At 70.1% G+C, this 25817-nt stretch carries 27 protein-coding genes; 8 read left to right on the forward strand and 19 right to left on the reverse strand.

Translation table 11 applies throughout. The annotated features are described in order from the left end of the window. Positions 1-35 precede the first annotated feature (35 nt). Positions 36-188, forward strand: coding sequence for a hypothetical protein (locus A5702_RS26540; RefSeq protein WP_156349622.1), 153 nt, complete (start codon positions 36-38; stop codon positions 186-188). Position 189: 1 nt separating this feature from the next. On the opposite strand, the gene A5702_RS23505 is transcribed toward A5702_RS26540, so the two are convergent. Beyond that, positions 190-1518: an aminotransferase class I/II-fold pyridoxal phosphate-dependent enzyme gene (locus A5702_RS23505; protein ID WP_068224282.1), complete on the reverse strand. Its 1329-nt coding sequence runs from the start codon at positions 1516-1518 to the stop codon at positions 190-192. A gap of 35 nt (positions 1519-1553) precedes the next feature. Between A5702_RS23505 and A5702_RS23510 the strand changes: the two genes are divergently transcribed. Then, complete coding sequence (locus A5702_RS23510) at positions 1554-2216, forward strand: pyridoxamine 5'-phosphate oxidase family protein (RefSeq protein ID WP_068224284.1); 663 nt, start codon at positions 1554-1556, stop codon at positions 2214-2216. Here A5702_RS23510 and A5702_RS23515 read toward each other — a convergent pair. Genes A5702_RS23515 through A5702_RS23560 form a run of 10 tightly spaced genes read right to left on the reverse strand, consistent with a single transcriptional unit; the run spans position 2197 to position 12245 of the window. Continuing rightward, complete coding sequence (locus A5702_RS23515) at positions 2197-3093, reverse strand: phosphatase PAP2 family protein (protein ID WP_068224286.1); 897 nt, start codon at positions 3091-3093, stop codon at positions 2197-2199. The genes A5702_RS23510 and A5702_RS23515 overlap by 20 nt on opposite strands. A gap of 17 nt (positions 3094-3110) precedes the next feature. Further along, the gene (gene ilvA / locus A5702_RS23520) at positions 3111-4409 is read right to left on the reverse strand and encodes a threonine ammonia-lyase (RefSeq protein WP_068224289.1); all 1299 of its coding nucleotides are present in this window, start codon (positions 4407-4409) and stop codon (positions 3111-3113) included. 38 nt (positions 4410-4447) lie between these two features. After that, a complete protein-coding gene (locus tag A5702_RS23525) occupies positions 4448-4885 on the reverse strand; it encodes a nitroreductase family deazaflavin-dependent oxidoreductase (RefSeq protein ID WP_067814875.1) in 438 nt (145 codons plus the stop codon). Positions 4886-4937: 52 nt separating this feature from the next. Continuing rightward, positions 4938-5711 carry a DUF6065 family protein gene (locus tag A5702_RS23530; RefSeq protein ID WP_068224292.1) on the reverse strand — a complete coding sequence of 258 codons (774 nt, stop codon included), beginning with the start codon at positions 5709-5711 and terminating at the stop codon, positions 4938-4940. Positions 5712-5741: 30 nt separating this feature from the next. Beyond that, on the reverse strand, positions 5742-6260 hold the full coding sequence (locus tag A5702_RS23535; RefSeq protein ID WP_068224295.1) for a phenolic acid decarboxylase: 519 nt from the start codon (positions 6258-6260) through the stop codon (positions 5742-5744). A gap of 44 nt (positions 6261-6304) precedes the next feature. Next, on the reverse strand, positions 6305-7552 hold the full coding sequence (locus A5702_RS23540; RefSeq protein WP_068224298.1) for an HNH endonuclease signature motif containing protein: 1248 nt from the start codon (positions 7550-7552) through the stop codon (positions 6305-6307). 57 nt (positions 7553-7609) lie between these two features. Beyond that, entirely contained in the window at positions 7610-9502 is a 1893-nt protein-coding gene (locus A5702_RS23545; protein ID WP_067814857.1) for a lysophospholipid acyltransferase, read from the reverse strand. Further along, positions 9499-11322: a fatty acid--CoA ligase FadD11 gene (gene fadD11 / locus A5702_RS23550; RefSeq protein ID WP_068224301.1), complete on the reverse strand. Its 1824-nt coding sequence runs from the start codon at positions 11320-11322 to the stop codon at positions 9499-9501. The genes A5702_RS23545 and fadD11 overlap by 4 nt, the downstream gene beginning before the upstream one ends. A gap of 40 nt (positions 11323-11362) precedes the next feature. Then, the gene (locus A5702_RS23555) at positions 11363-11842 is read right to left on the reverse strand and encodes a VOC family protein (RefSeq protein ID WP_068224304.1); all 480 of its coding nucleotides are present in this window, start codon (positions 11840-11842) and stop codon (positions 11363-11365) included. A gap of 13 nt (positions 11843-11855) precedes the next feature. Beyond that, positions 11856-12245 (reverse strand): helix-turn-helix domain-containing protein, encoded by a 390-nt coding sequence (locus A5702_RS23560; RefSeq protein WP_068224308.1) that lies wholly within the window; start codon positions 12243-12245, stop codon positions 11856-11858. A 47-nt stretch (positions 12246-12292) separates the two neighbouring features. Here A5702_RS23560 and A5702_RS23565 point away from each other — a divergent pair, with 47 nt between their 5' ends. Beyond that, positions 12293-12745: a PPOX class F420-dependent oxidoreductase gene (locus A5702_RS23565; protein WP_068224311.1), complete on the forward strand. Its 453-nt coding sequence runs from the start codon at positions 12293-12295 to the stop codon at positions 12743-12745. Positions 12746-12760: 15 nt separating this feature from the next. Here the strand turns inward: A5702_RS23565 and dnaE are convergent, their stop codons facing one another. The 4 genes from dnaE to A5702_RS23585 form a co-directional block, all read right to left on the reverse strand. Beyond that, entirely contained in the window at positions 12761-16297 is a 3537-nt protein-coding gene (gene dnaE / locus A5702_RS23570; protein ID WP_068224314.1) for a DNA polymerase III subunit alpha, read from the reverse strand. An 86-nt stretch (positions 16298-16383) separates the two neighbouring features. Beyond that, positions 16384-16815 (reverse strand): SRPBCC family protein, encoded by a 432-nt coding sequence (locus A5702_RS23575; RefSeq protein WP_068224315.1) that lies wholly within the window; start codon positions 16813-16815, stop codon positions 16384-16386. A 105-nt stretch (positions 16816-16920) separates the two neighbouring features. Next, positions 16921-17724, reverse strand: coding sequence for an SDR family oxidoreductase (locus A5702_RS23580; protein WP_055404078.1), 804 nt, complete (start codon positions 17722-17724; stop codon positions 16921-16923). Between the two features lie 4 nt (positions 17725-17728). Beyond that, on the reverse strand, positions 17729-18769 hold the full coding sequence (locus A5702_RS23585) for an SDR family NAD(P)-dependent oxidoreductase (RefSeq protein WP_068224318.1): 1041 nt from the start codon (positions 18767-18769) through the stop codon (positions 17729-17731). Between the two features lie 284 nt (positions 18770-19053). Here A5702_RS23585 and A5702_RS23590 point away from each other — a divergent pair, with 284 nt between their 5' ends. The 3 genes from A5702_RS23590 to A5702_RS23600 are packed head-to-tail and all read left to right on the forward strand — an operon-like array spanning position 19054 to position 20927. After that, positions 19054-19461, forward strand: coding sequence for a group 1 truncated hemoglobin (locus A5702_RS23590; RefSeq protein ID WP_067814836.1), 408 nt, complete (start codon positions 19054-19056; stop codon positions 19459-19461). Between the two features lie 56 nt (positions 19462-19517). Beyond that, positions 19518-20144, forward strand: a complete 627-nt coding sequence (locus A5702_RS23595; protein ID WP_068224320.1) for a lysozyme inhibitor LprI family protein — start codon at positions 19518-19520, stop codon at positions 20142-20144. A gap of 21 nt (positions 20145-20165) precedes the next feature. Continuing rightward, positions 20166-20927 (forward strand): class I SAM-dependent methyltransferase, encoded by a 762-nt coding sequence (locus tag A5702_RS23600; RefSeq protein WP_068224331.1) that lies wholly within the window; start codon positions 20166-20168, stop codon positions 20925-20927. Between the two features lie 76 nt (positions 20928-21003). On the opposite strand, the gene A5702_RS23605 is transcribed toward A5702_RS23600, so the two are convergent. Next, entirely contained in the window at positions 21004-21930 is a 927-nt protein-coding gene (locus A5702_RS23605; protein WP_068224323.1) for an RluA family pseudouridine synthase, read from the reverse strand. Further along, complete coding sequence (gene lspA / locus A5702_RS23610) at positions 21927-22496, reverse strand: signal peptidase II (RefSeq protein WP_156349621.1); 570 nt, start codon at positions 22494-22496, stop codon at positions 21927-21929. Before lspA ends, A5702_RS23605 begins: the two co-directional genes overlap by 4 nt. A gap of 70 nt (positions 22497-22566) precedes the next feature. Here lspA and A5702_RS23615 point away from each other — a divergent pair, with 70 nt between their 5' ends. Further along, positions 22567-23493, forward strand: a complete 927-nt coding sequence (locus A5702_RS23615) for an asparaginase (protein WP_068224334.1) — start codon at positions 22567-22569, stop codon at positions 23491-23493. Here A5702_RS23615 and A5702_RS23620 read toward each other — a convergent pair. Further along, positions 23458-24852, reverse strand: coding sequence for a DNA polymerase IV (locus A5702_RS23620; protein ID WP_197506678.1), 1395 nt, complete (start codon positions 24850-24852; stop codon positions 23458-23460). The genes A5702_RS23615 and A5702_RS23620 overlap by 36 nt on opposite strands. A gap of 48 nt (positions 24853-24900) precedes the next feature. Here A5702_RS23620 and A5702_RS23625 point away from each other — a divergent pair, with 48 nt between their 5' ends. Then, on the forward strand, positions 24901-25395 hold the full coding sequence (locus tag A5702_RS23625) for a hypothetical protein (RefSeq protein WP_068224329.1): 495 nt from the start codon (positions 24901-24903) through the stop codon (positions 25393-25395). 35 nt (positions 25396-25430) lie between these two features. Here A5702_RS23625 and A5702_RS26545 read toward each other — a convergent pair whose 3' ends face one another. Next, complete coding sequence (locus tag A5702_RS26545; RefSeq protein WP_156669725.1) at positions 25431-25625, reverse strand: hypothetical protein; 195 nt, start codon at positions 25623-25625, stop codon at positions 25431-25433. Positions 25626-25817 lie beyond the last annotated feature (192 nt).

Consider the following 25817-nt stretch of genomic DNA (forward strand, 5'->3'; position numbering starts at 1 on the left):
GAGCGGCGGGGCGAGCCACCGCCGATGATTCGGCCATGACTCAATTCGCGTTCGGCCGGTTGATCGGCCTGCTGAGGAAGAAGAAGCCGGTGCCGGCTCCGCTCGTCGTGGTCGACGAGGCGCCGCGGGACCGCAGCGTCGCGCTGTTGTGGACCGGTCCCGGCCTGGGTGGCCCCGAAGGGGCCTGATCTAGACGCTGGGGCGGCCCGCGCTGTGCACTGCCTCGGCGATCGCGTCGGCCAGGGGGCCGATCTCGCCGGCGGTCAGGTCCGCGATGGTGACGCGGATGCCCGGCGGCGTGCCGATCCGGAATCGGGTGCCGGGTGCCGCGGCCCAGCCCGCGCGCAACAGCCGGGTGATCGCGACGGTCTCGTCGGGCACGGGGATCCACACGTTGAGCCCGGACCTGCCGTGCGCGGCGACGCCACGCTCGGCCAAGGCGGCGGATAGCCCCCGGCGGGTGTCGGCGTATTGCCGCTCGGCCATGGCGATCAGGCGCGCGGCCGCCCCGTCCGACCACAGGCTGACGGCCAGGTCCTGCAGCAGGTGGCTCACCCAGCCCGGCCCGAGCCGCAGCCGCCCGTGCACGCGCTCGACGGTGCGGTGGTCGCCGGCGAGGACGGCCACCCGCAGGTCGGGCCCGTACGCCTTGGACGCGGACCGCACGAACGCCCAATGCCGGGTCGCACCGGCCAGGGTGTGCAACGGCGCGCCGGAGATGCCGGCGCAGTGATCGTCTTCGATGAGCAGCACGTCACCGCCCCGGCGCGCCAGCAGTTGCCGGAGTGCGTCGGCGCGCTCGGCGGATAGCGCAGCGCCCGTGGGGTTTTGGGCGCGCGTGGTGACGATGAGCCCGCGCACACCGCGGTCCAGCGCCGCCGCCAGGTCGGCCGGCAGCGGTCCATCGTCGTCGACCCGGACCGGCTCGGCCGAAAGCCCTAGGGCGGCAAGGAGATCGAACACGTTCCCCCAGCCCGGATCCTCGACTGCGACCCGATCGCCGGGACGCAGATGGGCGGTCAGGACGCGCTCGAGGCCGTCGAGCGCCCCGCTGGTCACCGCGAGGTGTTCGGCCGCAACGCCATCGGCGGACAGCGCCGCCCGGGCGAACTCGACCAACGCCGCCGACATGGCCGGCTGCCCGTACAGCACCGGGCGGCCGACCACCGGCGCGGGCAGCGTGGCGCCCGCCAGGGGCAACAGGGCGGGGTTGGGATTGCCGGTCGACAGGTCGCGCACCCCGGCGGGGACGTCGAGCCCGAGCAGCGACCGGGGGGTGGTCGCCGGGCGGTGCCGCACCCGGGTGCCGCGGCGACCGGCCGTTTCCACGGCCCCTCGATGGCGCAGCAGGCGGTAGGCCGCCGCCGCGGTGTTGGCGTTGACGCCGAGCTGGGCGGCCAGTTCCCGGACGGGCGGCAGGGCGTCACCGGGCGCCAGCGCGCCGGTCGAGACCGCCTCTTCGATGCTGGCCGCTATGGACTCCGCGCCCGTTCCGGTTATGCTGTTTTGTACTGGCACGCAATTAATTATGTACTAGAACAAAGGCATACGCAATGGACACCGGATACCAGCCGACTCCGCGCACGACGCCCACCCGCTACCGGGAGCGCGCCCGCTACGACCGCGAGACCGTGCACCGGATCCTGGACGAGTCGCCGATCTGCCACCTGGGCTACCTCAGCGCCGGCCGCCCGGTGGTCCTGCCGACCACCCACGTCCGCCTCGGCGAGACGCTCTACCTGCACGGTTCGACCGGCGGGGGTCCCCTGCTCGCCGCCAGGGCGGCCCCGTCGGGCCTGCCCGTGTGCGTCACGGTCACCCTGGTCGACGGGCTGGTGCTGGCGCGCGCCGCCATGCACCACTCGGTGAACTTCCGCTCGGTGGTCGCGCTGGGCGCCGCGCGCGTCGTCGACGACGCGGGCGAGAAATCGCGGGCGCTGGCGGGCCTGCTGGACCACATCGCGCCCGGGCGCGCCGCCGACTGCCGGCCCCCCGATCCGCGCGAGCTGGCCGCCACCGGGATGCTCGCGCTGGACCTGCTGGAGGTGTCGGCCAAGGTGCGCGCCGGCGGCCCGGACGACGATCCGGAGGATTGCGCGTTGCCCTACTGGGCGGGAGTGGTGCCGCTGAGCGTGACGGCCGGGGCGCCGGTGCCGGCCGCGGACCTCGCCCCGGCGCTGCCGGTGCCGGGATACCTCAGGGAGCGCCGGGCCTGAGCCTCACGGCGGCAACGCGCAGGCTGTCGTCCCACCAGGTTCCGACGAGGATGACGGTGCCGGCCCAGGCCAGGCCCAGCATCCAGCCGGAGAGCACGTCGCTGACGTAATGGACTCCCAGATACACCCGCGAGAACCCGATCAGGAACGCCGAGCCGATCGCGACGGTCCACACGATCACCCGCCCGGCCCACCGCAGGATCAGCCAGCGGGTCAGCATCCACGCGGAGATCACCATGATCGCGGCGGTGCCGGTGGCGTGCCCGGACGGGAACGAATACCCGTCCGCGTCGACGAGGGCGAACGGCAGGGGCGGACGTTTTCGGCCTACCAGGGCCTTGGCGATGAACAGCACCAGCGGAACCACACCGCCGCCAACCAGGGCGAGCAGCACGGGCCGCCATGACCGGCACCGGTAACCCGCGGCAACGGAAATCGGGAACGCGACCGCAGTCAGGAATAGCGGTCCGCCCGCGATCGTGACCGCCCGCAGGGCGGCGGTCAGCCACAGCTCGCGGTGGGCCGCGAGCCAGCGGGTCACCGGCTGGTCGATTCCGGCGATGCCGTCGCCCTCGAGCACGTACTCGAGCACCTCGCTGAAGCCGACCGCGAGCGCGACGACCACGACCATCCCGAGCAGCAGCGCGGCACCGGCGACCTCGCTCTCGGGCCACCGACGCGCCAGCGACCACCCCCGGTCGCCGATCCGGTCACGGGCCCAGGTCAGCGTTTCCGACACCCTTCCCATGAGCGTCCGGAACGGGGGCCCGCGCCGGGCAACCCCAATCGCCAGCCACGCAAGCAGGACAAGGAAAACGGTGATGCCGGCGCCGACCAGACCGAACCCGCCCGCGCCGGGTCCATACTGCTGGTCCATGCAGCGCGGCCCGGCGTCTAGAACAGCAGGTAGCGGTAGGCCGGCGACCCGGGTTCCAGGCGTTCGACGTGGAGTTCGGTCGCGCGCATCCGGGCCAGCAGGCCGTCCAGGTCGGCCGAGGACGCCAGCTGGATGCCGACCAGCGCCTCGCCGGTCTCGCGGTTGTTCCGCTTGATGTACTCGAACAGGGTGATGTCGTCGTCGGGGCCCAGCACCTCGTCGAGGAACCGGCGCAGCGCGCCGGGCTCCTGCGGGAAGTCCACCAGGAAGTAGTGCTTGAGGCCCAGGTGCACCAGCGAGCGTTCGAGCACCTCGCCGTAGCGCGACACGTCGTTGTTGCCGCCCGAGATGAGGCACACCACGGTGGAACCGGGCTCGATGTCCGCTTCCAGCAGCCCCGCGACCGACAGTGCGCCCGCGGGCTCGGCGATGATGCCCTCGTTCTGATAGAGGTCCAGCATCGCGGTGCAGACCGCGCCCTCGTCGGTCGCCGTGATCGACACCATGTCGCCGGCCGCCGCCAGCGCGGCGTAGGTCAGCGTGCCCGCGCGCCGCACCGCGGCGCCGTCGACGAACTGGTCGACGTGGTCCAGCTCCACCGGCTCGCCGGCCGCCAGCGCGGCCATCATCGCCGCGGCGCCGGCCGGTTCGACGCCCAGCACCGACGTGTTCGCCGTCCGCTCGGCCAGGTAGGTGGTGATGCCCGCGATGCAGCCGCCGCCGCCGACCGGGACCACCACCAGGTCGGGCTCCCCCGCGCCGAGCCTGTCCAGCTGATCGAGCAGTTCGACGGCGATGGTGCCCTGGCCGGCGATGGTGCGCAGGTCGTCGTACGGCGGCACCAGCGTGGCGCCGGTGCGTTCGACGTCGGCCAGCGCGGCCTCGGCGGCCAGGTCGTAGCTCGTTCCGCCCACGATCAGCTCGATGAACTCCCCGCCGTGGTAGCGAATCCGGTCGCGTTTTTGCTGGGGGGTCTTGGCGGGCACGTAGACCCGGCCGTGCACGCCCAGGGTCCGGCACGCGTAGGCGAAGCCCTGCGCGTGATTGCCCGCCGACGAGCACACCACCCCGGCCGCCAGCTCCTCGTCGGACAGCTGCACCAGCAGGTTGTAGGCCCCCCGCAGCTTGTAGGAGCGCACCACCTGCAGGTCTTCCCGCTTGAGGTAGACGTTCGCGCCGGTGATCGCCGACAGCCGATCGCTCAACTGCAGCGGCGTCGGCGTGACGACCGCGGCGATGCGCTTGGCCGCGCCGTCGATGTCAGCCCCGGACAGCAGAGCCGCCGGCCCCATGCTCTGGCTCAGTTCGGCGGACACCGATCAATGGTGCCACGCCGGGGAGCCAACTTCGGAATTCAGCCCACCGGGGTCAGCACGAACACCGGGATCTGGCGGTCCGTTTTCTTCTGATACTCGGCGTAATCGGGCCAGGCCTCGACGGCGCGCTCCCACCAGAGGGCCTTCTCATCGCCGAACACCTCGCGGGCGTCGTACTCGCGGGTGGTGCCGCCGTCCTGCAGCTCGACCCGGGGGTTCTTGACGACGTTGTGGTACCAGACGGGGTGCTTCGGCGCCCCGCCGAGCGAGGCGACGATCGCGTACTGACCGTCGTGCTCGACCCGCATCAACGGGGTCTTGCGGAGCTTGCCCGTCTTGGCCCCGATCGTGGTCAGCACGATGATGGGTTTCCCCTTCATGTCCGTGGCCTCGGTCCCGCCGGACTGCTCGTACTTCTCGGCCTGTTCGCGGGACCAGTCCCATGGGCTCGGCGCGTACTCCCCTGAAAGCGGCATGGCACCAACTCTATGCCGCGCGCCCGGCGGGCGCCGGTGCGGTCGAGATCGCCTACGGCCGCGTTTCGACGAACGGGCGAAGGTGGATGCGCGTCTGGTGGTCGGGGGCCCCGGCCTCGCCGTCGGAATGCCTGCCGCGCGTGTAGTCGCCCTGCCACGGCACTTTTTCACCCACGGCGGTGTTGGTCGCGGCCTGGGCCTGGCCCAGCTCGTTGCGCGAGCGGAGGAAGAACTCGTGCTTGCGGCGCACGTCCTCGTCGGACTCGATCGGCCGGATCTCCGGGGCGAACTCTTCCAGCTCGGCCCGGCGCTGCGGGACGATCATGCAGATCGGCTCGTCGACCTCGAATCGCACCGGCATCATCTTTCGGGTGATCTGCCAGCTCATGCTGAAACTGGATGTGGCCCAGTCGGTCTCGACGACGCCCTCCAGCGGCGACACGGCGTCCTTGGGGTAGTTGGCCGGCCCGCGGACCAGCAGGTTGTAGCCGGGCGGGGTGCGAAACAGCATCGGCAGGTGCCACGTCAAGATGCCGTGACCGAAGTGGCTGAACGGCAGGAGCTGACCGGGGTCGCGCCGGTCGGGCGCGATGATCACCCCCATGCTCTCGTCCCCGCCCATCCATGTGGCGGTGAACGCGCACGGATTGCGCAATTCCCAGCCACTTTGGTTGGCGATGAGCATCGGCAGGCACCGGTTCGGCCAACCGTTTCGCATCGCCGACATCCACGGCCGGCTGATGGGGGCCGGTGTGATCGGCGGCGCGTTGGCACCGGTGGTGAACGCGATCAGCGGGCGGGTGGGCTCGCCGGACTTGTCACTCATCGACTCCTCGATTCGGTACGTGGCGACGTGTCAATTCGTGCGGTCGGCCCAGCCCGGTGGAAGCTGGCCGGGGGCGACGTCGATCACCGATTCGTCGTCGGCACCGACACGCTCGAACAGTGTGATGTAGGCGAATTCCGGCACGGTGAAGATCGGGTAGGTCGGTCCCTCATCGCGGTATGCCCGCATCTGGTCGAGATGATCGTTCTGAAAACACACCGTGCGCTCGCCGTGCCGGCGGATCCACTGAGGAAAGAAGATCACGCCGTGGATTCGCCGCTTGCCGGGCATGACGTTGACGGCCACCGATGTGCCCGTCGGCTCGGTCCACGAAATCTTGTAACTGTCGGTGTCGAGCTGCACCAGGTCGACCTCTTGGCCCTTGACCCACCGCCCGCCGACATGACCGGAATGGATCCGATAGTCGATGGTTCGGTCGTTCTTGACATACATCTCGTAGCGCCAGCCGTTGGCGTAGGTGTAGATGAACCGGCATCCCACGATCCCCGATAAGTCCTGCGGCGGAATGGGATTGTCGACGCTGGTCATCGTGAGGCTCCGTTCGGTGGCCGGTTGATGGTCCGAACACCAACCTAGTTGCTCGCCGGCGGCGGCTGCGGCTCGAAGGGGTCGTACCACCACCAGTCGGCCCGCTCGCCGGAGGGCCCGGGCCACGGCGGGACGGCGGGCGGGGCACGGTCGGGCGCACGCGCAAGCGATCCCGCACTCAGCGGGCGGCCCGAGCTGTCGGTGACGACGAGATGGTCGCCGGTTCCGGTGATCGTGATGCCGCCACGGTGGTGCAACCGGTGGTGAAAGGGACAAACGAGCACCAGGTTGGCCAACTCCGTTGGGCCGCCGTCTTCCCAATGCCGGATGTGGTGGGCGTGCAGACCGCGGGTGGCGCCACAACCGGGAACCGCGCACATGGGGTGGCGATGCTCGAGCGCGCGGCGAAGCCGCCGGCTGATCTGCCGGGTCGCCCGGCCGGCGCCGATCACCTCGCCGTCCCGCTCGAACCAAACCTCACACGTGGCATCACAGGTCAGGTATCGGCGTTCGGCGTCGGTGAGCAACGGACCCAAATGCAACGCGGCGGCGCGTTGCTCGACATCGACATGCACCACCACCGTGGTGTGCTGCCCGTGCGGCCTGCGGGCCGCCTCGGCATCCCAACCGGCCTCGACCAGGCGCATGAACGCCTCTAGCGTGCCCGGTAACGGCGGCGCGGCATCGGATGCGCAGCCTTCATTGCCGCGATCGCGCTTCCACTCGGCGACCAGCGCATCGCGATGCGACGCCAGCGCCGCGTCGAACTTCGCCGCATCCGGGTGCGGAAGTTTGATCCGCCAACAGCTGAAGTCCTCGTCGGCGGTCTTGGTGATCGAGGGTTGCGGTTGCGGCCGAGCATCGGGTTGGGGACGCGGTTCCAGCTTGACCGCGGTACGCAGCCGGTTGACCGTGGCGACCCGGGCCAACTTCGCGTAATGCTCATCGGATCCCTCACCCGCCCGCGCCGCGATGACGCCGACCTGATCCAGCGACAGTCGCCCCTCCCGCATGGCCTGCGCGCAGCGCGGGAACTCCTCGAGCCGCCGCGCGACGGTGGTGATCGTGTGGGCGTTCGCCGACGACAGGCCGATCTTCCAACCCACCAGCGCCGCGACCGACCGCGCGCCCGTAACGCCGCAGAGGTCGCCGCGACCCAGTTCCGCGACGATCTCCACGATGCGCCCGTCGATCGCGTTGCGCTGACCGGCCAACTCGGCCAGCTCGTCGAACAACACCTCAAGCCGCTCAGCAGGATTCACCTCTAAGGGAGGCGATGCGACCGACGACATGAATTCATCATCGCAGGGGGGTCCGACAAGTTTTCGCCGACAACGATGCGCCGCCGCCTACCGCGCACCGGCCAGGCCCGCGATCGCGTTGACGCGCCGGACCGCCGTGGCGATCTCGTCGGCGAACTCGCGGCGCCGGTTCGCGATGGTCAGATCCTCGAAGCCGTCCACCAGCTCGCGGTGGCGGGCCAACCGCAGGGCGGTCTTGAACAATTCCATCGACCTCGACTCGGCGCTGGCGATCCTGCGTTGCAGTTCCCATTGCTTGCCCACCTCGAGGCACTCGGCGAGAAACGCGCCCTCGTCGAATGATTCGTCGTCGTAGGCGGCCAGCCGGTCGGCGACGATGTGGTAGGCGTCCAGGAACGGACGCAACACCAGGTGCGCCAGCAGCAGGTCGGCCTTCTCCAGGAGCCCCCGCACATCGGCGGCGCTGGCGGCCTTGCTGGTGTCTTCCACCCGCCCGATCAGCCGCACCTCGTCGGCGAGCTCCTTTTCGAACTGGGCGCGCGCCGAGAACAGGAACTCGAACTTCAGCAACTCGCGCAGGGCCAGCGCCTCGTCGCGCACGGCCGACGGCAACACCAAGCCCTCGACCGAGGCCTCGGCGTCTTCGACGGCGGCCAGCAACGCCGTCTCGGCGATCGCGCGGTCGACCACGATGTGGATGGCGGCGTTGCGGTAGAACGCCGCGACCAGATGCCGGTCTTCGCCGATGCCCCAGACGGGTTCGGTGCCCGCGTCGTACACGCTGACCACTCCCGAGGCCACCAGCTGGTGCAGCGTCCAGCGGATCGTCGAACGGTTCGTCAGGTCGGCGGCGCCGGCAACCGTCCAGTTCCGCGCGGCGATGTAGCTCGCCAGCGGCCGCACGGTGGCCAGCACCTCGCTGATGGACAGCGACCGGTCGGCGCCCAGCAGGGCCAGGCTCACCACCGCGGTCGGGGTGACCGGGGTGGCGCGGTTGATCCGGTGCTCGACGTCCAGCGCGATGCGCTCGATCTCGGTGCCCGTCTGAGACTCCTCGGCGCGCAGCTCCTCGAGGCGCTTGCGCAGCGGCAGCGGTTCACCGAAGTCCAGGTAGGCCCGGCCGAGCCGCTCGCCCTGCTGGCGCGCCAGCCGGATCAGGAAACGGAAATCCTCGGGCCGCTTCGTCGCGCCGTAGGCCTCGGTGGTCATCGCCTCGACCTCGTGCAGCTGGTCGTACACGATCGAGGTGGGCACCAAATACACCTCGGGGCCGTCGATTTCGTCGACGGCGTCGCTGATGTAGCGCAGGATGCCGTACACCGGCGGCCGCAGCTTGCCGGTCCGGGTGCGCCCGCCCTCGATCGACCAGGTGAGGTTGGCGTGGTTCTGCACCAGCTGGGCGGCGTAGGCGCGCAGCACGAAGCGGTACACCGGAATGTCTTTGGTCTGGCGCCGGATGAAGATGGTGCCGGTGCGCTTGGCCCACGCCCCCATCGGGAAGAAGTTCAGGTTGGCCCCGCCGAAGGTCAGCGCGGGCGAGAGCCGGTTGGCCTGAATCACTTCCGGCAGCAACAGGCCATCAAGGTAGGAGCGGTGCGAAAAGGCAAACGCCAGTGTGGCTTTGCGATCCAGCCTGCGCAGCTGCGAGATCTGGTCCTCGTCGACCAGCACGTCGTAGGCCCGCATCAGCCAGCAGCTGAAGCTGCGCCATCCCCGCACCGCCCGCTCGTCCAGCGAGGGCGCCATCTCCCGCAGGTAGCTGGCGGCCTCGGCGCGCACGTCGGCCAGGTCGCGCCCGAGCTCGTCGGCCAGCCCGCGCAGCCGCTCGTCGTACCACGGCGCGGCGAGCAACTGGGCGACCTCCGCCGGGTCGGTCGGCAGCGGTGTCGTCGATTCCGCGACTAATCCGGTACGCTGCAGCAGCTTTCGTGCGCCGGCTCGGCCAAATTCACGGGCGGTCGACCCCGGCCCCCCGCTCATGCCGGCTGCACCGTCGCGGCCGAAGGCTCGTGCACGTCCGGGTGCAGCTCGGGCGCGTAGAGTTCCTCGATCTCGGTCGCGTACTTCGACAGGATCGGCTTGCGCTTGAGCTTCATGGTCAGCGTGATCTCGTCGCCGCCGGGCTCCCACAGCGACGGCAGGATGCGGAAGCGCTTGATCTGTTCCACCCGGGACAGTTTGGCGTTGCCCTCGGCCACGCCCGCGGCGATCCGGGCGATGACGTCGGGGTGGGCGGCCAGGGCCGCGGGTGACGCGTCGGCCAGGCCGTGCTGGGCCGCGTATGGAGCGACCGATTCGGCGTCGAAGACCATCAGCGCGGCGTTATAGGGCCGACCGTCGCCGATGGTGATCATCACGCCGACCATCGGGCAGGCGGCCAGGACGGTGGTCTCAATGTTGGCCGGCGACATGTTCTTTCCGGCCGCGTTGATGATCAGCTCCTTCTTGCGGTCGATGATCCGCAGATAGCCGTCGTCGTCGACCTCGATGATGTCGCCGGTGTGCAACCAGCCGTCGGCATCGATCGCCTCCGCGGTCTTGGCGGGCTCCTTGCGATACCCCTTCATCACCAGCGGACCGCGCACCAGAAACTCGCCGTCGTCGGCGACCTTGCCCTCGAGCCCCGGAAGCAGCTTGCCGACGGTGCCCAGGCGCGCGTCGCGGGGGTGGCTGACGCTGGCGACGCAGCTGAGCTCCGACATCCCCCACACCTCGGCGATCGGAACACCCAGACCGAGGAAGAACGCCAGCGTCTCCTTGGGGATGGGCGCCGCCCCCGAAACCGCCCAGCGCAGTTCACCGAAGCCCAGCCGCTCGCGCAGCTTGGACAGCACCAGCTCGTCGGCCTGGGCCCATTCGGCGGCCAACTCGTCGGCGATCGGCTCACCGGCCAGCAGGGCGGCGCCGCGCTTGGCGGCCACCGACATCGCCCACCGCAGCGCCTGACGCTTGACCTCGTCCGCCTCGTTGTCGATCGCGAATTCGATTCCGGCCTTGAGCTTTTCCCACACGCGGGGCACCCCGCCCCACACCGTGGGCCGCACGTCGGGCAGCGCGGCGGCGATGGCGCGGACGTCGGAGACGACCGTCACCTGGGCGCCGAACACCTCCAGGCCGTACAGGCCCATCACCCGGTCGGCGATGTGGGCCGTCGGGAGGTAGGAGGTGACCCGGTCGCCGAACTGGGACGGCAGGACGGCGTTGAGGGCGTAGGCCTCGAAAAGCAGGTTGGCGTGGGTCATTTCGACGCCCTTGGGGTTTCCGGTGGTCCCGGAGGTGTAGATGAGCGTGACGACGTCGTCGGGCCGCACCGCCCGCCAGGTGGCCTCGAAGTCGGAGCCCTCGCGCGCGGCGGCGTACACGTCGTCCACCGAGATCGTGCCCGGCGGCGAACCGTCGATGCAGACGATGTGCTCGATCGGCGCGCCGCTGGCGCGGATGCGGTCGACGTACTGCTCCTCGCAGATCGCGACCTTGGTGCCGGCGTTTTCGAACAGGTACGTCAGCTGCTCGGCGGGCAGCGTGTTGTACACCGAAAACGAAGTGGCGCCCAGGTGTTGGGCGCCGATCTCGAACGGGTAGAACTCGATGCGGTTGGCCATCATCAGCGAGACCGTGTCGCCGCGGCCCACCCCCAGGCCGGCCAGGCCCGCGGCGACCTTGCGCACCTGCGCCGCGAGCTCGGTCCACGTCAGCGTCTGGGTGTCGCCGGGCGTGCGGAGCGCGACGGCGTCCGGATCGATCGACGCGTTGCGTGCAAACGCCTCGCATAGGGTGACGGGACGCTCGGGTGTCGTCATGTGTGTGAGCGTACGTGCGTGGGTAGTGGCGCGGAACACATCACGCGGTATCGGGGCGCCACAGCTGCAGCGTGCTCGATATGCGGGCGGGCAGCTGCAGCAATTCGATGGGCGTGCCGTCGGGGTCGTGGATGAAGAACATCCGCACCCCGCCGATGTCGACGGGCGGCTCGGCGCGGACGTCGGGATGCCCGCGCCGCACGGCGTCGTAGGTGGCGTCGAGGTCGTCGACGCGGAACGAGACGTTGGTGTAGCCCAGGTGCGGCCCGCTCGGGCATTCGGGGACGTCGCCCAACGACAGCAGTTCGACCATGGCGCCGCCGATCAGCCCGCCGATCATCCGGCCCCGCTGCGTGACCCCGCCGGTCACCGCGGCCAGGCCCGCGCCGTCGAGTTCGATGTCGAACACGACGTCCATGCCCAGCACCGCGGTGTAGAACTCGCGCGACGCCTCGATGTCGGAGACGCCGATGCAGACGTGGGAGAAGTTCTGCACCGCGATGGTGGGCGGCTGGCTCATGGAACTCCCTTGCTCAGGCGGGCAACGCGGTGTGAATCCCGCACGTGCATGCGTCGATTGAGGGACACGTGCAGCGCATGCCCCATTCGATCACGGCGCGCGCCCGGGCCAGCGACTCGATCTGCGCGTCGATGGCGGCGAGTTTGGCCTCGGCCAGCGCGCGGCTGGCGGGCCGCCCGGGGGCGTCGTCGGCGAACAGCAGCTGGATCTCCTCCAGCGCGAAGCCGGCCGACTTGCACAGCCGGATGACCTCCAGCCGGGCCAGCACCGAATCGTCGTAGCGACGCTGGCCACCGAGCCGCACCGGCGGCGGCACCAACCCGATCTGTTCGTAGTAGCGCAGCGTGGTCGCGGCGACGCCGGCCTGGCGGGCCACCTCGCCGATGGTCAGCTGTGCGCTCATTCCGGCCTCCTTGACTTAGAGCCAACTCTAAGTCGTTGACTGGGGCCATGCACACACATTCACTCGACGGGCTGGCCGCGGCCCGCTACGCCCTGCTCCGGTCGTTTCGCCGCGACGGCACCCCCGTCGACACCCCGATCTGGTTCGGGGTCGACGGCGACGCACTGCTGTTCCGCACCAAGGTGGGGCCGAAGACGAAGCGGCTGGCCACGCGCCGCGACGTCGAACTCACCGCCTGCGATTACCGCGGCCGGGTGCGACCGGGCGCGACGACCCTTGCGGGCCGCGCCACCATCCTCTCGGGCGACGACGCCCAGCGGGCCAACCGCGTGCTGCACGAACGGTATGGCTGGCAGTGGAACATCGTGCCGCTGCTCAAGATCCCGGGCGTCACCAACGTGCACCGAAACCTGTCGCTGCGCGAGAAGCTGCGCCGCGCGCGCGACCGCGGCGTGTGGGCCGACAGCGCGATGGTTCGGGTGGACGTGGCGTCGCCCTAGGCGCGCCACGATGCACTAGCTGCCGAGGCAGCCGGGGCCCAGCAGCTCCTTGAGGTCGCCCATCAGCGCGGGCGAGGGCGTCACCCGCAGCGAGGCGTCCAGCTCCAGGGTGGTGATCCGGTCTCCGCTGATGAGCCGCAGGTGCACCTGGGCGGTGCCGGGATGGCGCGCCAGCACCTGCTTGAGCGCGCTGACCTTGTCGATGGTGCACTGCCGGGTGGGCAGGCTGACCGCGATCGGCCGGTTCGGCTGGGCGTTGGAAAAGTCCGGCACCACAAGCTCGTTGGCGATCAGGCTGATGCGGTCGTCACGGATGGCGACCTTCGCGTTGATCAGCACCACCGCGTCGTCGGCGATGTCGGCGCCGTAGGCGGAATACGCGTGGGGGAAGAACATCACCTCGATGCCGCCGGTGAGGTCTTCCAATTGCGCTGACGCCCAGGGCATTCCGTTCTTGTTCACCCGCCGGTTGACCGACGCGAGGATGCCGCCCACCCGCACCTGCGTCTCGTTGGGGACATCGCCGTCCAGGATGGCCGGAATCTGGGTGTCCACCTGGGCGGCCAGCAGGTGCGCCACCCCGTTGAGCGGATGCCCCGACACGTACAGGCCGAGCATCTCGCGCTCCAGGGCCAGCTTGTGCTTGTCCTCCCACTCGTCCTCGGGCACCTTGATGGTGAACACGGAATCCTCGGTGCCGCAGCCGTCGCCGCCGAACAGGTCGAATTGCCCTATCGCCTCGGCCTTCTTGGTGCCCAGCACCGAGTCGACCGCGTCGGTGTGCACCAAGAACAGACCCTTGCGGGCGTGGCTCAGCGAGTCGAACGCGCCCGCCTTGATCAGCGACTCGGTGACCTTCTTGTTGCAGGCCGCGATGTCGATCTTGTTCAGGTAATCCGAGAAGTCGGTGAACTTGCCCTTCTCGTTGCGGGTCTTGATCAACGAGCCCACGACGTTGGCCCCGACGTTGCGCACCGCGCCCAGGCCGAAGCGAATGTCCTGGCCGACCGACGCGAAGTTCACCAGGGACTCGTTGACGTCCGGCGGCAACACGGTGATGCCGAGCTTGCGGCAGTCGGCCAGGTAGACCGCGGCCTTGTCCTTGTCGTCGCCCACCGACGTCAGCAGACCGGCCATGTATTCGGCCGGATAGTTGGCCTTCAGGTAGGCGGTCCAGTAGGACACCAGGCCGTAGCCGGCGGCGTGCGACTTGTTGAACGCATACCCGGCGAACGGAAGGATGGTGTCCCACAACGCTTTCACCGCTTTTTCGGAGAAACCGTTGGCGGTCATGCCCTCGTAGAAGCCCTTGTACTCGGCCTCGAGCACCTCGAGCTTCTTCTTGCCCATCGCCTTGCGCAGCGCGTCGGCCTTGCCCATCGTGTAGGAGGCCACCTTCTGGGCGATGAACATGATCTGCTCTTGGTAGACGATCAGACCGTAAGTCTCCGAAAGGATTTCGCGCAGCGGCTCCTCGAGCTCCGGGTGGATCGGCTTGATCGCCTGCCGGTTGTTCTTGCGGTCGGCGTAGTCGTTGTGGGCGTTCATGCCCATCGGACCCGGACGGTACAGCGCCAGCACGGCGACGATGTCGTTGAACTCGGTGGGCTGCATGCGGCGCAGCAGGTCGCGCATCGGCCCGCCGTCGAGCTGGAACACCCCGAGCGTGTCGCCGCGGCCCAGCAGCTCGTACGTCGGCTTGTCGTCCAGCGGCACCGATTCCAGGTCGAGGTCGATTCCCCTGTTGGCCTTGATGTTTTCCAGCGCGTCGCCGATGATCGTCAGGTTGCGCAGGCCCAGGAAGTCCATCTTCAGCAGGCCGATGGCCTCACACGACGGGTAGTCCCAGCCGGTGATGATGGCCCCGTCCTGCGGCCGCTTCCACAGCGGGATGGCCTCGGTGAGCGGCTCGCTGCTCATGATCACCGCGCAGGCGTGCACGCCGGCGTTGCGGATCAGGCCCTCCAGGCCGCGCGCCGTCTGGTAGATGGTGCGGACGTCGGGATCGGTTTCGATCAGGCCGCGCACCTCGGCGGCCTCCTTGTACCGCTCGTGGTTCGGATCGGTGATGCCGGACAGCGGGATGTCCTTGGCCATGATCGGCGGCGGCAACGCCTTGGTGATCCGGTCGGCGATGGCGAAGCCGGGCTGGCCGTAGTGGATGCGCGCCGAATCCTTCAGCGCGGCTTTGGTTTTGATGGTGCCGAAGGTGATGACCTGCGCCACCCGGTCCTGACCCCACTTGTCGGCCGCGTAGCGCACCATCTCACCGCGGCGACGGTCGTCGAAGTCGATGTCGATGTCGGGTGCCGACGGGCGTTCGGGGTTGAGGAACCGCTCGAACAGCAGCCCGTGCGGAATCGGGTCGATGTTGGTGATGCCCAGCGCGTAGGCGACCAGCGAGCCGGCCGCCGAACCGCGCCCGGGGCCCACCCGGATGTCGACCGACCGGGCGTAGTTGATCAGGTCAGCGACGATGAGGAAGTACGACGGGAACCCCTTGTCGCAGATGACCTTGATCTCGTATTCGGCGCGGTCGATGTAGTCCTGGCCGACGCCGGACGGAAATCGCCGCCGCAGCCCGGCCATCACCTCGTGGTGCAGCCAGGACGCCTGGTCGTGGCCCTCGGGCACCGGGAAGACCGGCATCCGGTCGCGCGGCGCCCACACGTCGTCGTAGGGCTGCACCCGCTCGGCGATCAGCAGCGTCGAGTCGCAGGCGCCGGGAATCTGGTCGTCCCAGAGCTGGCGCATCTCGGCGGCCGACTTCAGGTAGTAGCCGTCGCCGTCGAACTTGAACCGGTTGGGATCCGACAGGGTCTTGCCGGTCTGCACGCACAACAGCGCCTCGTGGTTGTGGGCGGCGTCGCGGGTGACGTAGTGGCAGTCGTTGGTGGCCAGGGGGCGGATGTCCAGCTTGCGGCCGATCTCGAGCAGCCCCTCGCGCACGCGCTGCTCGATGGACAGCCCGTGGTCCATCAGCTCGAGGAAGTAGTTGTCGGCGCCGAAGATCTCGCGCCACTTGGCGGCCGACTCCAGCGCCTCGCGGTCCTGTCCGAGCCGCAGGCGGGTCTGCACCTCGCCCGACGGGCAGCCGGTGGTGGCGATGACGCCCTCGGCGTGTTCGGCGATGATCTCGGCGTCCATCCGCGACCACTTGCCGAGCTGGCCCTCGAACGACGCCAGCGAGGACAGCTTGAACAGGTTGCGCAGGCCGGTGGCGTTCTCGGCGACCATCGTCAGGTGCGTGTAGGAGCCGCTGCCGGAGACGTCGTCGGACTTTTGGCTGGGGTCGCCCCACAGGATGCGCCGGGTGTCGAAGCGAGAAGCGGGTGCGATGTAGGCCTCGACCCCGATGATCGGCTTGATCCCGGCCTTGGTCGCCGCGTTGTAGAACTCGCTGGCGCCGAACATGTTTCCGTGGTCGGTCATCCCGACCGCGGGCATTCCCAGCCGCTCCACCTCGGCCAGCATCGGCGTGATCTTCGCGGCACCGTCCAGCATCGAGTACTCGGTGTGGTTATGCAGGTGCACGAAGGAGGAGTGGTTCATAGGGACGCCAGTCTAAGACTGCGGACCGACGGGTTTCGGGCGTGTCGCGAAGTGTGTCTGGGTTTGATTCGCGACGGCCCGCCGCGCTAGCCGTATAGCTCGACGAAGTTCTTCAGCGACTTCTGCACGTCCCCCTTGACGGCCCGCGCCGCCGCCGAGCCGACCGGCCCGAACAACGCCCGCCCGCCCAGCTCGAGGCGCAGTCCCAGCGTCGATCCCTCCTGACCGCCCCGCACGGTGAGCGTGACGGCGTACTTGGCGCCGCCCTTGCCCGACCCCGACAACGCGACCTGATGCGGCGGGTCCCAGGTGGTCACCGTCCACGTCACCCGATTGCGGAAGCCCTTGGCGCGGGCCACGCCGACGACTTGGACGCCCTCGCCGAGCACCTCGGGCAGCTCGCTGCGCCACGCCTCGTGCAGCACCAGCCAATCGCCCAGGTCGGAGAGGTCGGCGACGCGGTCCCACATCTCCTGCGGGCTCATCGGTACGTCGGCGGTCAGGTCAACAGCGGCCATGAGCGGAGCCTAACGCCCTCGACCGCCACGCTGGCGTGACGCTCGGCGCTCAATGCCACGCTGGCGTGACGCTCGCAAGCGGGAGGTGCCCCACCCCTCGGTGAATCAGCGGTTGGGCCCCCCGCGGAAGCGGTTACCGATCCGGATCCCCGGCAGCAGCAGGCTGCGCGGGACGAACCTGCCGCCGGTGCTGACCACCTTGGGCACCACCCCGGGCACCACGCTGCGCCGGCCGGCCAGCATCCCGCCGATCGCGGCCTCGGCGACGTCGTGCGGCGAGACCTGCGCGATCGGGATGCTGAACCGCTCGGCGTTGGCGATCTCGGCCCACTCGGTCGGCACCGGGCCGGGGCACAGGCACGTCACCGACACCCCGGTCCCGTGCAGCTCCTCGTGGATGGCCTCGGAGAACGTCTGCACGAAGGCCTTGGTGGCCGAGTAGACCGCCATGTAGGGCACCGGCTGAAAACCGGCGATCGAGGCGATGTTCATCACCGCGCCGGCGCCGCGTTCGACCATGCCGGGCAGGGCCGCGTGGGTGAGCTCCATCAGCGTCAGCGCGTTGAGCGTCACCTCTTCGCTTTCGCGCTCGAGCGGCAGCTCGTGGAAGACCCCGCTGGTGCCGAAACCGGCGCTGTTGCACAGGCCGGCGATCGGCTCGGCGCGCAGCCGGTCCGCCAATTTGTTGCGGCCCTTGGCATCGCCGAGGTCCAGCGGCTGCACCTCGACCGCCACCGAGTACTCCTGGCCCACCTCGTTGGCGAGTTCGTCGAGACGTTCCCGGCGTCGCGCCACCAGCAGCAGCGGGAAGCCGCGGCGGGCCAGCCCGCGGGCCAGCTCGGCGCCGATGCCCGAGGACGCGCCGGTGATGACGACGGTGGTCTGGATGTCGGGTTTCGGAAGGCTCATGATGTCACCAATGTATCCCGCGCGTCGCCCGCACAAACGTCTCGCTGCGCTTGTCGAATTCCGGTGAATCGCTTGACGATTCGTCACCCTTGGCGGCATGGGAGTCGCCGAACATGGCAAACGCGCGGTTGCGCACCCGGTCCATCACCGCCGGGTTCACCGCGTCCGCGACGGCGGCGAACTGGCCGAACGGCGAGCTGGCCCGCCGGGGCCGGTGCACGATCGCGTCCGCGATCACCCCGGCCGCCTGATCCGGCGTCAGCGCCGGGAACTTGTCGTACAGCGTGGTCGGGCTGATCATCGGGGTGCGCACCAGCGCCATGTGCACGGTGGTGAACTTCACGCCGTCGTTGACGGTTTCGGCCTGCAGGGAATCACACAGGCTGTCCAGGGCGGACTTGCTGGCGATGTAGGCGCCGAAGCGCGGCGCGCGGGTCTGCACACCCACCGAGGAGACGTTGATGATGTGTCCGAAGCCGCGCTCCCGCATCCCGGGGATGAACTTCAGGATGAGCTGGACCGCGCCCAGGTAATTCAGCTGCATCGTCCGCTGATAGTCGTGGATGCGGTCGTAGGACAGCTCCAGCGAGCGCCGGATGGACCGCCCGGCGTTGTTGATCAGGACGTCGACGCGCCCGAGGTCGCCGAGCACCTGGTCGGCCATCGCGGCGATCGCGTCCATGTCGGACAGGTCGCACGGGAAGACGTGCGCGCTGCCGCCGCCGTCGCGGATCTCGTCGGCCACCTTCTCCAGGTTTTCCCGGGTGCGGGCCACCAGCACCACCTCGCCGCCCGCTTCGGCGATCTTCTTGGCGGCGGCCTCGCCGATGCCCGACGATCCCCCCGTGATCAGGACGATCTTGCCGCCGACGGCCTCGTCGAGCGTGCGGCCCTGCACCGCGTCGAGCAGATTCCTCAGATAAAACGGTCGATAGCGCCCCGCCGAGTTCGGGGTGTTGACGATGTGCGACACCGCCGCGATCGGCTTCTCGACCAAGTTCGCGAGCGGCTTTTCGACCAAGTTCGTTAAGTCACCAAGATTCATCGGCTTTCGCTCCTGATGGTGTCGGCCCCCCAATGGCAGCTGGACTGCCCGATGACCACGACCGCCTGGTGGGGCTGTGTGATTGATGTGACGTGAGTCATTAACCCAACCTAGGACATCATCGACGCGACCCGGTGCGGATTTCCGGCATGTAAAGCGCCCGACCGCCTCACGCCTCGGTCGGCGCGGGCGTCAAAAGCGGGCAATCCGCTTGTTACGCAAAGACATCCGTGCGTGATTGCCAACTAACTGCGGGGCAACGCCGAGATGTTCCAATCCAACTTATGAAAATTCTGGCACGCTTCCGCACCCCGTCGGTCACCGTCTACGACCGGATCGGCGGGCACGAGGCGATCGAAGTCGTGGTCGAGGACTTCTACGTTCGAGTTCTCGCCGACGACCAGCTCGCGGGCTTCTTCAGCGGGACGAACATGAGCCGCCTCAAGGGCAAACAGGTGGAGTTCTTCGCCGCCGCCCTCGGCGGGCCCGAGCCCTACACCGGCGCGCCGATGAAGCAGGTGCATCAGGGGCGCGGGATCACGATGCACCACTTCAACCTGGTGGCCGGGCACCTGTCCGATGCGCTGGCCGCGGCCGGGGTCGACGCCGGAACGGTGACCGCGATCATCGGCGCGATCGCACCGCTGGCGCCCGAGATCGCGTCGGGCGAGGCCAACAGGGCCACCGTCTGACCGTCTCGCGGCGTGTCGCACACCGGTGGGCGGCCCGCAGCGGGTAGTCAGCACGTATGCGACTGCTCGCCGCCGTCATCGCGGCACTGGTGCTGGGCGCCTGCGGCGCGAAGACGGATCCGCCGCCGGCCAGCACCACCCCGGCGAGCACGGCCAGCACTCCCCCGACCGCGGCGGCGCTGGACTGCGCGCACCCGGGCAACGCGGCCCAGCAGTCGGTGTGCGCCGACCCGCAACTGACCGACCTCGACCACCGCCTGCAGGCGGCGTATCAGCAGGCGTTGACCCGGCCCGGTGCCGACCAGGGGGCGCTGACGGCCGCGCAGAACGGCTGGGCGACCGCCCGCGACGGTTGCGCACAGAACCCCGAGATGCGCACCTGCCTGGTCGAGGCCTACCAGACGCGGCTGGTGCAGTTGGCCATCGCCGACCCGGGCACCCTAAGCCCGCCCGTGGTCACCTACCAGTGCCCCGCCGACGCGGGTCCGCTGACCGCGCAGTTCTACAACGAGACCGACCCGCCCGCGGCGGTGCTCAACTGGAAGGGCAACCAGCAGATCCTCTTCCTCGAACCGTCAGGCAGCGGCGCCCGGTACGGCCGGCAGGGTTTCCAGTACTGGGAACACCAGGGCGAGGTCAGGCTCGACCTGAACGGCACCAAGTTCGTCTGCCGCACGCCGTGAAGAGTGCCTAGCATGCTCGACATGACCCGCACCTTCGACGACTTGGTGGCGGAGGCCGACTCAGCGCCGGTCGACGGCTGGGATTTCTCCTGGCTGGCCGGGCGGGCCAGCGAGGAACGCCCGTCGTGGGGTTACCAGCGCCAGATGAGCCGGCGCCTGGCGAGCGCCTCCGCCGCGTGCGACCTGGACACCGGCGGCGGCGAGGTGCTCGCGGGGGCCGAGCGGTTTCCGCCCGCGATGGCGGCGACGGAATCCTGGCCACCCAACGCCGCCCTGGCCACCCAGCGCCTGCATCCCCGCGGCGTGGTGGTCGTGCTCACCGGCGACGAGCCGCGGCTCCCGTTCGCCGATTCGGCTTTCGACCTGGTGACCAGCCGGCACCCCATCGAGGTGCGATGGCTCGAGATCGCCCGGGTGCTGCGGCCGGGCGGCACCTACTTCGCCCAGCAGATCGGCCCCGCCACGATGGCCGAGCTCGTCGAACACTTCATCGGGCCGCAGCCGCAGAAGTGGGCCGAGTTGCACCCCGACGTCCAGCGCGCCGAGGCCGAGGCCGCCGGGATGCAGGTGGTCGACATGCGCATGGAGCGGATGCGCGCCGAGTTCTTCGACGTCGGCGCCGTTATCTACTTCCTGCGCAAGGTGATTTGGACGGTGCCCGACTTCACGGTCGACGCCTACCGCGAGCGGCTGCGCGAACTGCACGAGCGCATCCAGGCCGACGGGCCCTTCGTCGCGCACTCGGTGCGCCTGCTCGTCGAGGCGCGCAAGCCGGTTGAGTGATCGCAAGCGCGGCGAAGCCGGGCGCTGGGGGCACCCCCAGCGAAGCTTGGGGGACGGGTCGCGACCATCAGACTGATCAGCCCTCACCGCGCAGCACGTCCAGCGCGTGCTGCAGGTCGGCCGGGTAGGGGCTGACGATCTCCATCCGCCGGCCATCGGCCGGGTGGGCGAACGACAGCGAGCGTGCGTGCAGCCATTGCCTTTGGAGCCCAAGTCTTTTCGCCAGTTTCGGATCGGCCCCGTAGACCAGGTCGCCGCAGCACGGGTGATGCAGCGCCGAGAAGTGCACCCGGATCTGGTGCGTGCGGCCGGTTTCCAGGTGCACGTCCAACAGGCTCGCGGCGACGAACGCCTCGATCGTGTCGTAATGGGTCAGGCTGTGCCGGCCGTCGGTCGTCACCGCGAACTTCCATTCGCCGCCGCGGTGCCGCCCGATCGGCGCGTCGATCGTCCCGCTGGACGGATCCGGATGTCCTTGCACCAGAGCGTGATAGCGCTTGTCGACCGTGCGCTGCTTGAACGCGCGCTTGAGGACGGTGTAGGCCCGCTCGGAAAGCGCCACCACCATCACCCCGGAGGTGCCGACGTCGAGGCGATGCACGATGCCCTGCCGCTCGGGCACGCCGGACGTGGTGATGCGGTAACCGGCGGCGGCCAGCCCGCCGAGCACCGTCGGCCCGGTCCAGCCCACCGACGCGTGCGCGGCCACCGCGGCGGGCTTGTCGACCGCGACGATGTCGTCGTCGGAATACAGGATCGTCATGCCCTCGATGTCGACGGGCGTGTTCTCCACCGGCGGCGGGGCCTCGGGCAGGCGCACCTGCAGCCACGCTCCGCCGGTCAGCCGGTCGGACTTGCCCGCCTGCACGCCGTCCAGCTCCACGCCGCCGTCCTCGGCCAGGGCCGCGGCGGCGCTGCGGGACAGCCCGAGGAGGCGGGCCAGCCCCGCGTCCACGCGCATACCCGCCAGCCCTTCGGGGACCGGCATCGAGCGATCCGTCAACGCTGGCCGGCCCTTCGCCTGCCCACGGTGTCGAAGTCGTAGCCGAAGATCGACAGCACCACCAGCAGGATCGCGCCGCCCACCACCGACGGGTCGGCGACGTTGAACACCGGCCACCAGCCGACCGACAGGAAGTCGACGACATGGCCGCGCAGCGGCCCGGGCGCGCGGAAGAAGCGGTCGACCAGGTTGCCCATGGCGCCGCCGAGGATCATCCCGAGCCCGACCGCCCACCAGGGCGACACCAGCCGGCGCCCCATCCAGAAGATGCCGACCACCACGCCGGTCGCGATCAGGGTCAGCACCCAGGTGTAGCCGGTCGCCATCGAGAACGCCGCCCCGGAATTGCGCACCAGCGTCCAGGTCACCGTGTCGCCGATGATGGGCACCGGCTGACCGGGCGGCAGCAGCTTGACGGCGAGCACCTTGGTCACGATGTCCAGGGCCAACACGATCGCCGCGACCGACAGCAGCAGCCGTAGCCGCCGCGCCGGGCGCTCCGGCTCGGTGGTCGTGGCGTCCTCGGCCTGCTCGGTCGACGTCACGGGCTCAGGTTCCTCGGGCACTCTCACATCATCCCCCAATGGGCACGCGGGCCGGCCGGTGTTCGCGGTCGGCGTGCGCGATGATTCCACCATGGGCCGGCTCACCGTCATCGCCACCGGAGGCACGATATCGACTCACACCGGCGCGGACGGCGTGCACCGGCCGTCGTACGGCGCGGCCGATCTGGCGGCCGGTCTCGACGTGGACGTCGTCGACGTGCTGGCGGTGGACAGCTCCCAGCTGGTGCCCGCCGACTGGGACCGGATCCGCGGGGCCGTGCGGTCGGCCGTCGACGGCGGCGCCGACGGCGTGGTCGTCACCCATGGCACCGACACCATGGAGGAGAGCGCGCTCTGGCTCGAGCTCACCCATGACGGTGACGTCCCCGTGGTCCTCACCGGCGCCATGCGCAGCGCCGACGCCCCCGACGCCGACGGGCCGGCCAACCTGGGCGGCGCCCTCGCCGTCGCGGGCAGCCCCGGCGCCCGCGGCCTGGGCGTCCTGCTGTGCTTCGCCGGCCGGGTGCTGCAGCCGCTGGGGCTGACCAAGGTGGCGACCAACGACCTGAGCGGCTTCGCCGGTGAGCTGATCGGCACCGTGAACGGCGGAGTGACGCTGGCCGGCACGAAGACACGGCCCCAGCTCGGCGCGCTGAGCGCCGCGGCGGCCCCGCGGGTCGACATCGTCGCCGCCTATCTGGGCAGCGATGGTGTGGCCCTGGACGCGTGCGTGGCCGCCGGGGCGCGGGGCGTGGTGCTCGAGGCGCTGGGTTCGGGCAACGCGGGCGACGCGGTGGTCGACGCGGTGACCCGCCATTGCCGCGCCGGGGTGGCCGTCGCGGTCTCCACCCGCGTCCCGGGCGGCCGGGTCGGCGCGAGCTACGGGCCCGGGCACGCCATGGCGGCCGCCGGCGCGGTGATGGTGCCCCGGCTGCGACCGCCCCAGGCCCGGGTGCTGATGATGGCCGCGCTGGCGGCGGGGCTACCGGTCGGCGACGTCGTCGCCCGGTGGGGCTGAGGCCTCGTCAACCTGCAGCTTCCCCAGGTAATCCGGCCAGTCCAGGGAATCGACCGGGTTGGCCTTGACCAGCTCGGCGGTGTCGGCCGGGAACGTGCGGGCCGGGCCAGGGCCCGTGCTGCGGGTCTCGAAACGCGCCGTGACGACGCCGTGGCCCGCGCCCTGCACCCAGCCGTGCCCGAGGTCGGGGTGCGCGACGTCGTCCCCCACCCGCCAGCCGGAATCGTCGAGTGCCGGCGCGAACATCGCCTCGGTCGCCGTCGCCACCGTTTCCGCGGAGTGGCCCTCGGAGGCCTCCCCCGCCAGGTCCAGGTCCGGGAACAGCGACTCCTGGCGCACGTCGCTCAACCCCGAAAAGCCAACGCCCAGAAGGCGAATGGGCCCGATCTCGCGGGGGTCGAGCAGCAGCCGCCGGGCCACCGCGACCAGCGCGGCGGGCTCGGTCGTCGCGTACGGCAGCGTGGCCGAGCGGGTCAGGATGCTCATGTCGGACTTCTTCAGCTTCACCGTGACGGTGCGGGCGCCGCGGCCGTCGCGCAGCAGCCGCTGATGCGCGTGCTCGGCGATCGGGTCGATCGCCTCCCGGAGCTGCTCCAGGCTGGTCAGGTCGACGGCAAACGTGGACTCGGAGCTGATCTGCTTGGCCTCGGCGCGCTCGGCCACGGGGCGGTCGTCGATGCCGCGGGCCAGCCGGTGCAGCGCCGGCCCGATCGTCGCGCCCAGGATGTTCGCGGCCTCGGCGTCGGTCAGCGCGGCCAGCTGGCCGATGGTTTCGATGCCCAGCCGATTGAGCTTCTCCTCGGCGACCGGGCCGATGCCCCACAGCCGCCGCACCGGCAAACCGCCCAGCAGCGCCCGCTCCTCGGCGCGGCCGACCACCCGAATGCCGTCGGGCTTAGCCAGCCCGGACGCGATCTTGGCGATCTGCTTGCCGGAGCCGGCGCCGACCGAGGCGATCAGGCCGGTCTCGTCGCGCACCCGTCGCCGCAGGCCTTCGCAGAACGCCTCGACGTCCTCGGCGGAGGCGCCCGCGAGATGGGGCGGTTCGCCGAAACCCTCGTCGAAGGACAGCTGCTCGACGACGGGCACCACGCTACGGACGGCGTCGAAGACGCGCCGGCTGGCCACCCCGTACACCACGCCGCGCGGCGGCAACACCACCGCGGTCACGCCCACCATGCGGCGGGCCTGGTGCATCGGCATGGCCGAGCGGGCGCCGAACACGCGGGCCTCGTAGCTGGCGCCGGCCACCACGCCCCGCCCGCCCAGGCCGCCGACCAGCACCGGCCGTCCCCGCAGGGTCGGCCGGGTGAGTTGTTCGACCGAGGCGAAGAACGCATCCATGTCCAGGTGCAGCACCCAACGGGACTCCACGCAATCGATGCTATGGGTCTAGCGTCGGTTGTTATGGACGTCGCCGACGACGCACCGGGGTCTCGGTGGCAGCGCCTGCGCCACCAATGGAACGAGCGGCTGCAACCCGGTGAGCAGGCCACGGTGTTGGCCTGGACGTCGTTCACCCTCACCTTCGCCGGGCTACGGGGCCTCACGCACTGGATCCGCGCCGGGCATGGCCCGTCGGGGGGCGGTATGTCGATGGGCGGCAAGCACTTTCACCACTACAACATCGGCATCGGGTTGCTGGCGACGGTGGGCGGCCTGGGGCTGCGGGGCACCGACAGGCAGCGGCGGCATCCCGCGGCGGCCCTCGCGTACGGCGCCGCGAACGCCATGATCGTCGACGAGCTGGCCCTGCTTTTGGACCTCAAGGACGTCTACTGGGCAAGCGATGGGCGCGAAAGCGTCGACGTCGCGGTGGGCCTCATCGCCGCCGGCGCGACCGTCGCGGTGGGCATGCCGTTCTGGCCTCACGCCCACCGCGCGCTGCGCTCGCGCACCTAGGCGAGACCGGACCGATTGTCCGGCCTCGCCCGATCTCAGGGATGCTGCGGCGGTTGCGGGTGGATCGGCTGCGGGTGAACCGGCTGCGGCGGGTGACAGGCGAGGCACTGGATCGGTGGGTGGCCGCTCGGCGCGGGCTGGCCACCGCCCTGCTGGCTGCCACCTTGGTAGGGCGGCACCGGTATCGGAACGGGCACGGGCACGATCACCGGCGGGGCGTTGACGGTCACATTGGGAGGGGGCGGTGGTCGCGGCGTTCGGAGCGGTCGCCGGGCTCGGCCTGCTGCTGATCGACGGCTCCAAGGACCACAAACCCGCCGTCGTGGTTCCGAATTCCAGCGTCGGTTCGATGACGCCGGCCAGCCGGTGCGCGCCGGCCCGCCCGTGGCGCCCAGGATGTTCGCGGCCTCGGCGGCGGCCTG

Origin of the sequence: Mycobacterium sp. E3339 (assembly GCF_001666915.1) — a bacterium.
In the GTDB taxonomy this organism is placed as follows: Bacteria; Actinomycetota; Actinomycetes; order Mycobacteriales; family Mycobacteriaceae; genus Mycobacterium.

Coding starts and splice junctions, on each gene's coding strand:
- A5702_RS23565 (WP_068224311.1), top strand. CDS start 12,293: ATGCACACACATTCACTCGACGGGCTGGCCGCGGCCCGCTACGCCCTG.
- A5702_RS23615 (WP_068224334.1), top strand. CDS start 22,567: ATGGGCCGGCTCACCGTCATCGCCACCGGAGGCACGATATCGACTCAC.
- A5702_RS23540 (WP_068224298.1), bottom strand. CDS start 7,552: ATGTCGTCGGTCGCATCGCCTCCCTTAGAGGTGAATCCTGCTGAGCGG.
- A5702_RS23525 (WP_067814875.1), bottom strand. CDS start 4,885: ATGCCGCTTTCAGGGGAGTACGCGCCGAGCCCATGGGACTGGTCCCGC.
- fadD11 (WP_068224301.1), bottom strand. CDS start 11,322: ATGACGACACCCGAGCGTCCCGTCACCCTATGCGAGGCGTTTGCACGC.
- A5702_RS23515 (WP_068224286.1), bottom strand. CDS start 3,093: ATGGACCAGCAGTATGGACCCGGCGCGGGCGGGTTCGGTCTGGTCGGC.
- dnaE (WP_068224314.1), bottom strand. CDS start 16,297: ATGAACCACTCCTCCTTCGTGCACCTGCATAACCACACCGAGTACTCG.
- A5702_RS23560 (WP_068224308.1), bottom strand. CDS start 12,245: ATGAGCGCACAGCTGACCATCGGCGAGGTGGCCCGCCAGGCCGGCGTC.
- A5702_RS26540 (WP_156349622.1), top strand. CDS start 36: ATGACTCAATTCGCGTTCGGCCGGTTGATCGGCCTGCTGAGGAAGAAG.
- A5702_RS23590 (WP_067814836.1), top strand. CDS start 19,054: ATGAAAATTCTGGCACGCTTCCGCACCCCGTCGGTCACCGTCTACGAC.
- A5702_RS23545 (WP_067814857.1), bottom strand. CDS start 9,502: ATGAGCGGGGGGCCGGGGTCGACCGCCCGTGAATTTGGCCGAGCCGGC.
- A5702_RS23625 (WP_068224329.1), top strand. CDS start 24,901: ATGGACGTCGCCGACGACGCACCGGGGTCTCGGTGGCAGCGCCTGCGC.
- A5702_RS23535 (WP_068224295.1), bottom strand. CDS start 6,260: ATGACCAGCGTCGACAATCCCATTCCGCCGCAGGACTTATCGGGGATC.
- A5702_RS23575 (WP_068224315.1), bottom strand. CDS start 16,815: ATGGCCGCTGTTGACCTGACCGCCGACGTACCGATGAGCCCGCAGGAG.
- A5702_RS23530 (WP_068224292.1), bottom strand. CDS start 5,711: ATGAGTGACAAGTCCGGCGAGCCCACCCGCCCGCTGATCGCGTTCACC.
- A5702_RS23510 (WP_068224284.1), top strand. CDS start 1,554: ATGGACACCGGATACCAGCCGACTCCGCGCACGACGCCCACCCGCTAC.
- A5702_RS23555 (WP_068224304.1), bottom strand. CDS start 11,842: ATGAGCCAGCCGCCCACCATCGCGGTGCAGAACTTCTCCCACGTCTGC.
- A5702_RS23595 (WP_068224320.1), top strand. CDS start 19,518: ATGCGACTGCTCGCCGCCGTCATCGCGGCACTGGTGCTGGGCGCCTGC.
- A5702_RS23600 (WP_068224331.1), top strand. CDS start 20,166: ATGACCCGCACCTTCGACGACTTGGTGGCGGAGGCCGACTCAGCGCCG.
- A5702_RS23580 (WP_055404078.1), bottom strand. CDS start 17,724: ATGAGCCTTCCGAAACCCGACATCCAGACCACCGTCGTCATCACCGGC.
- A5702_RS23585 (WP_068224318.1), bottom strand. CDS start 18,769: ATGAATCTTGGTGACTTAACGAACTTGGTCGAAAAGCCGCTCGCGAAC.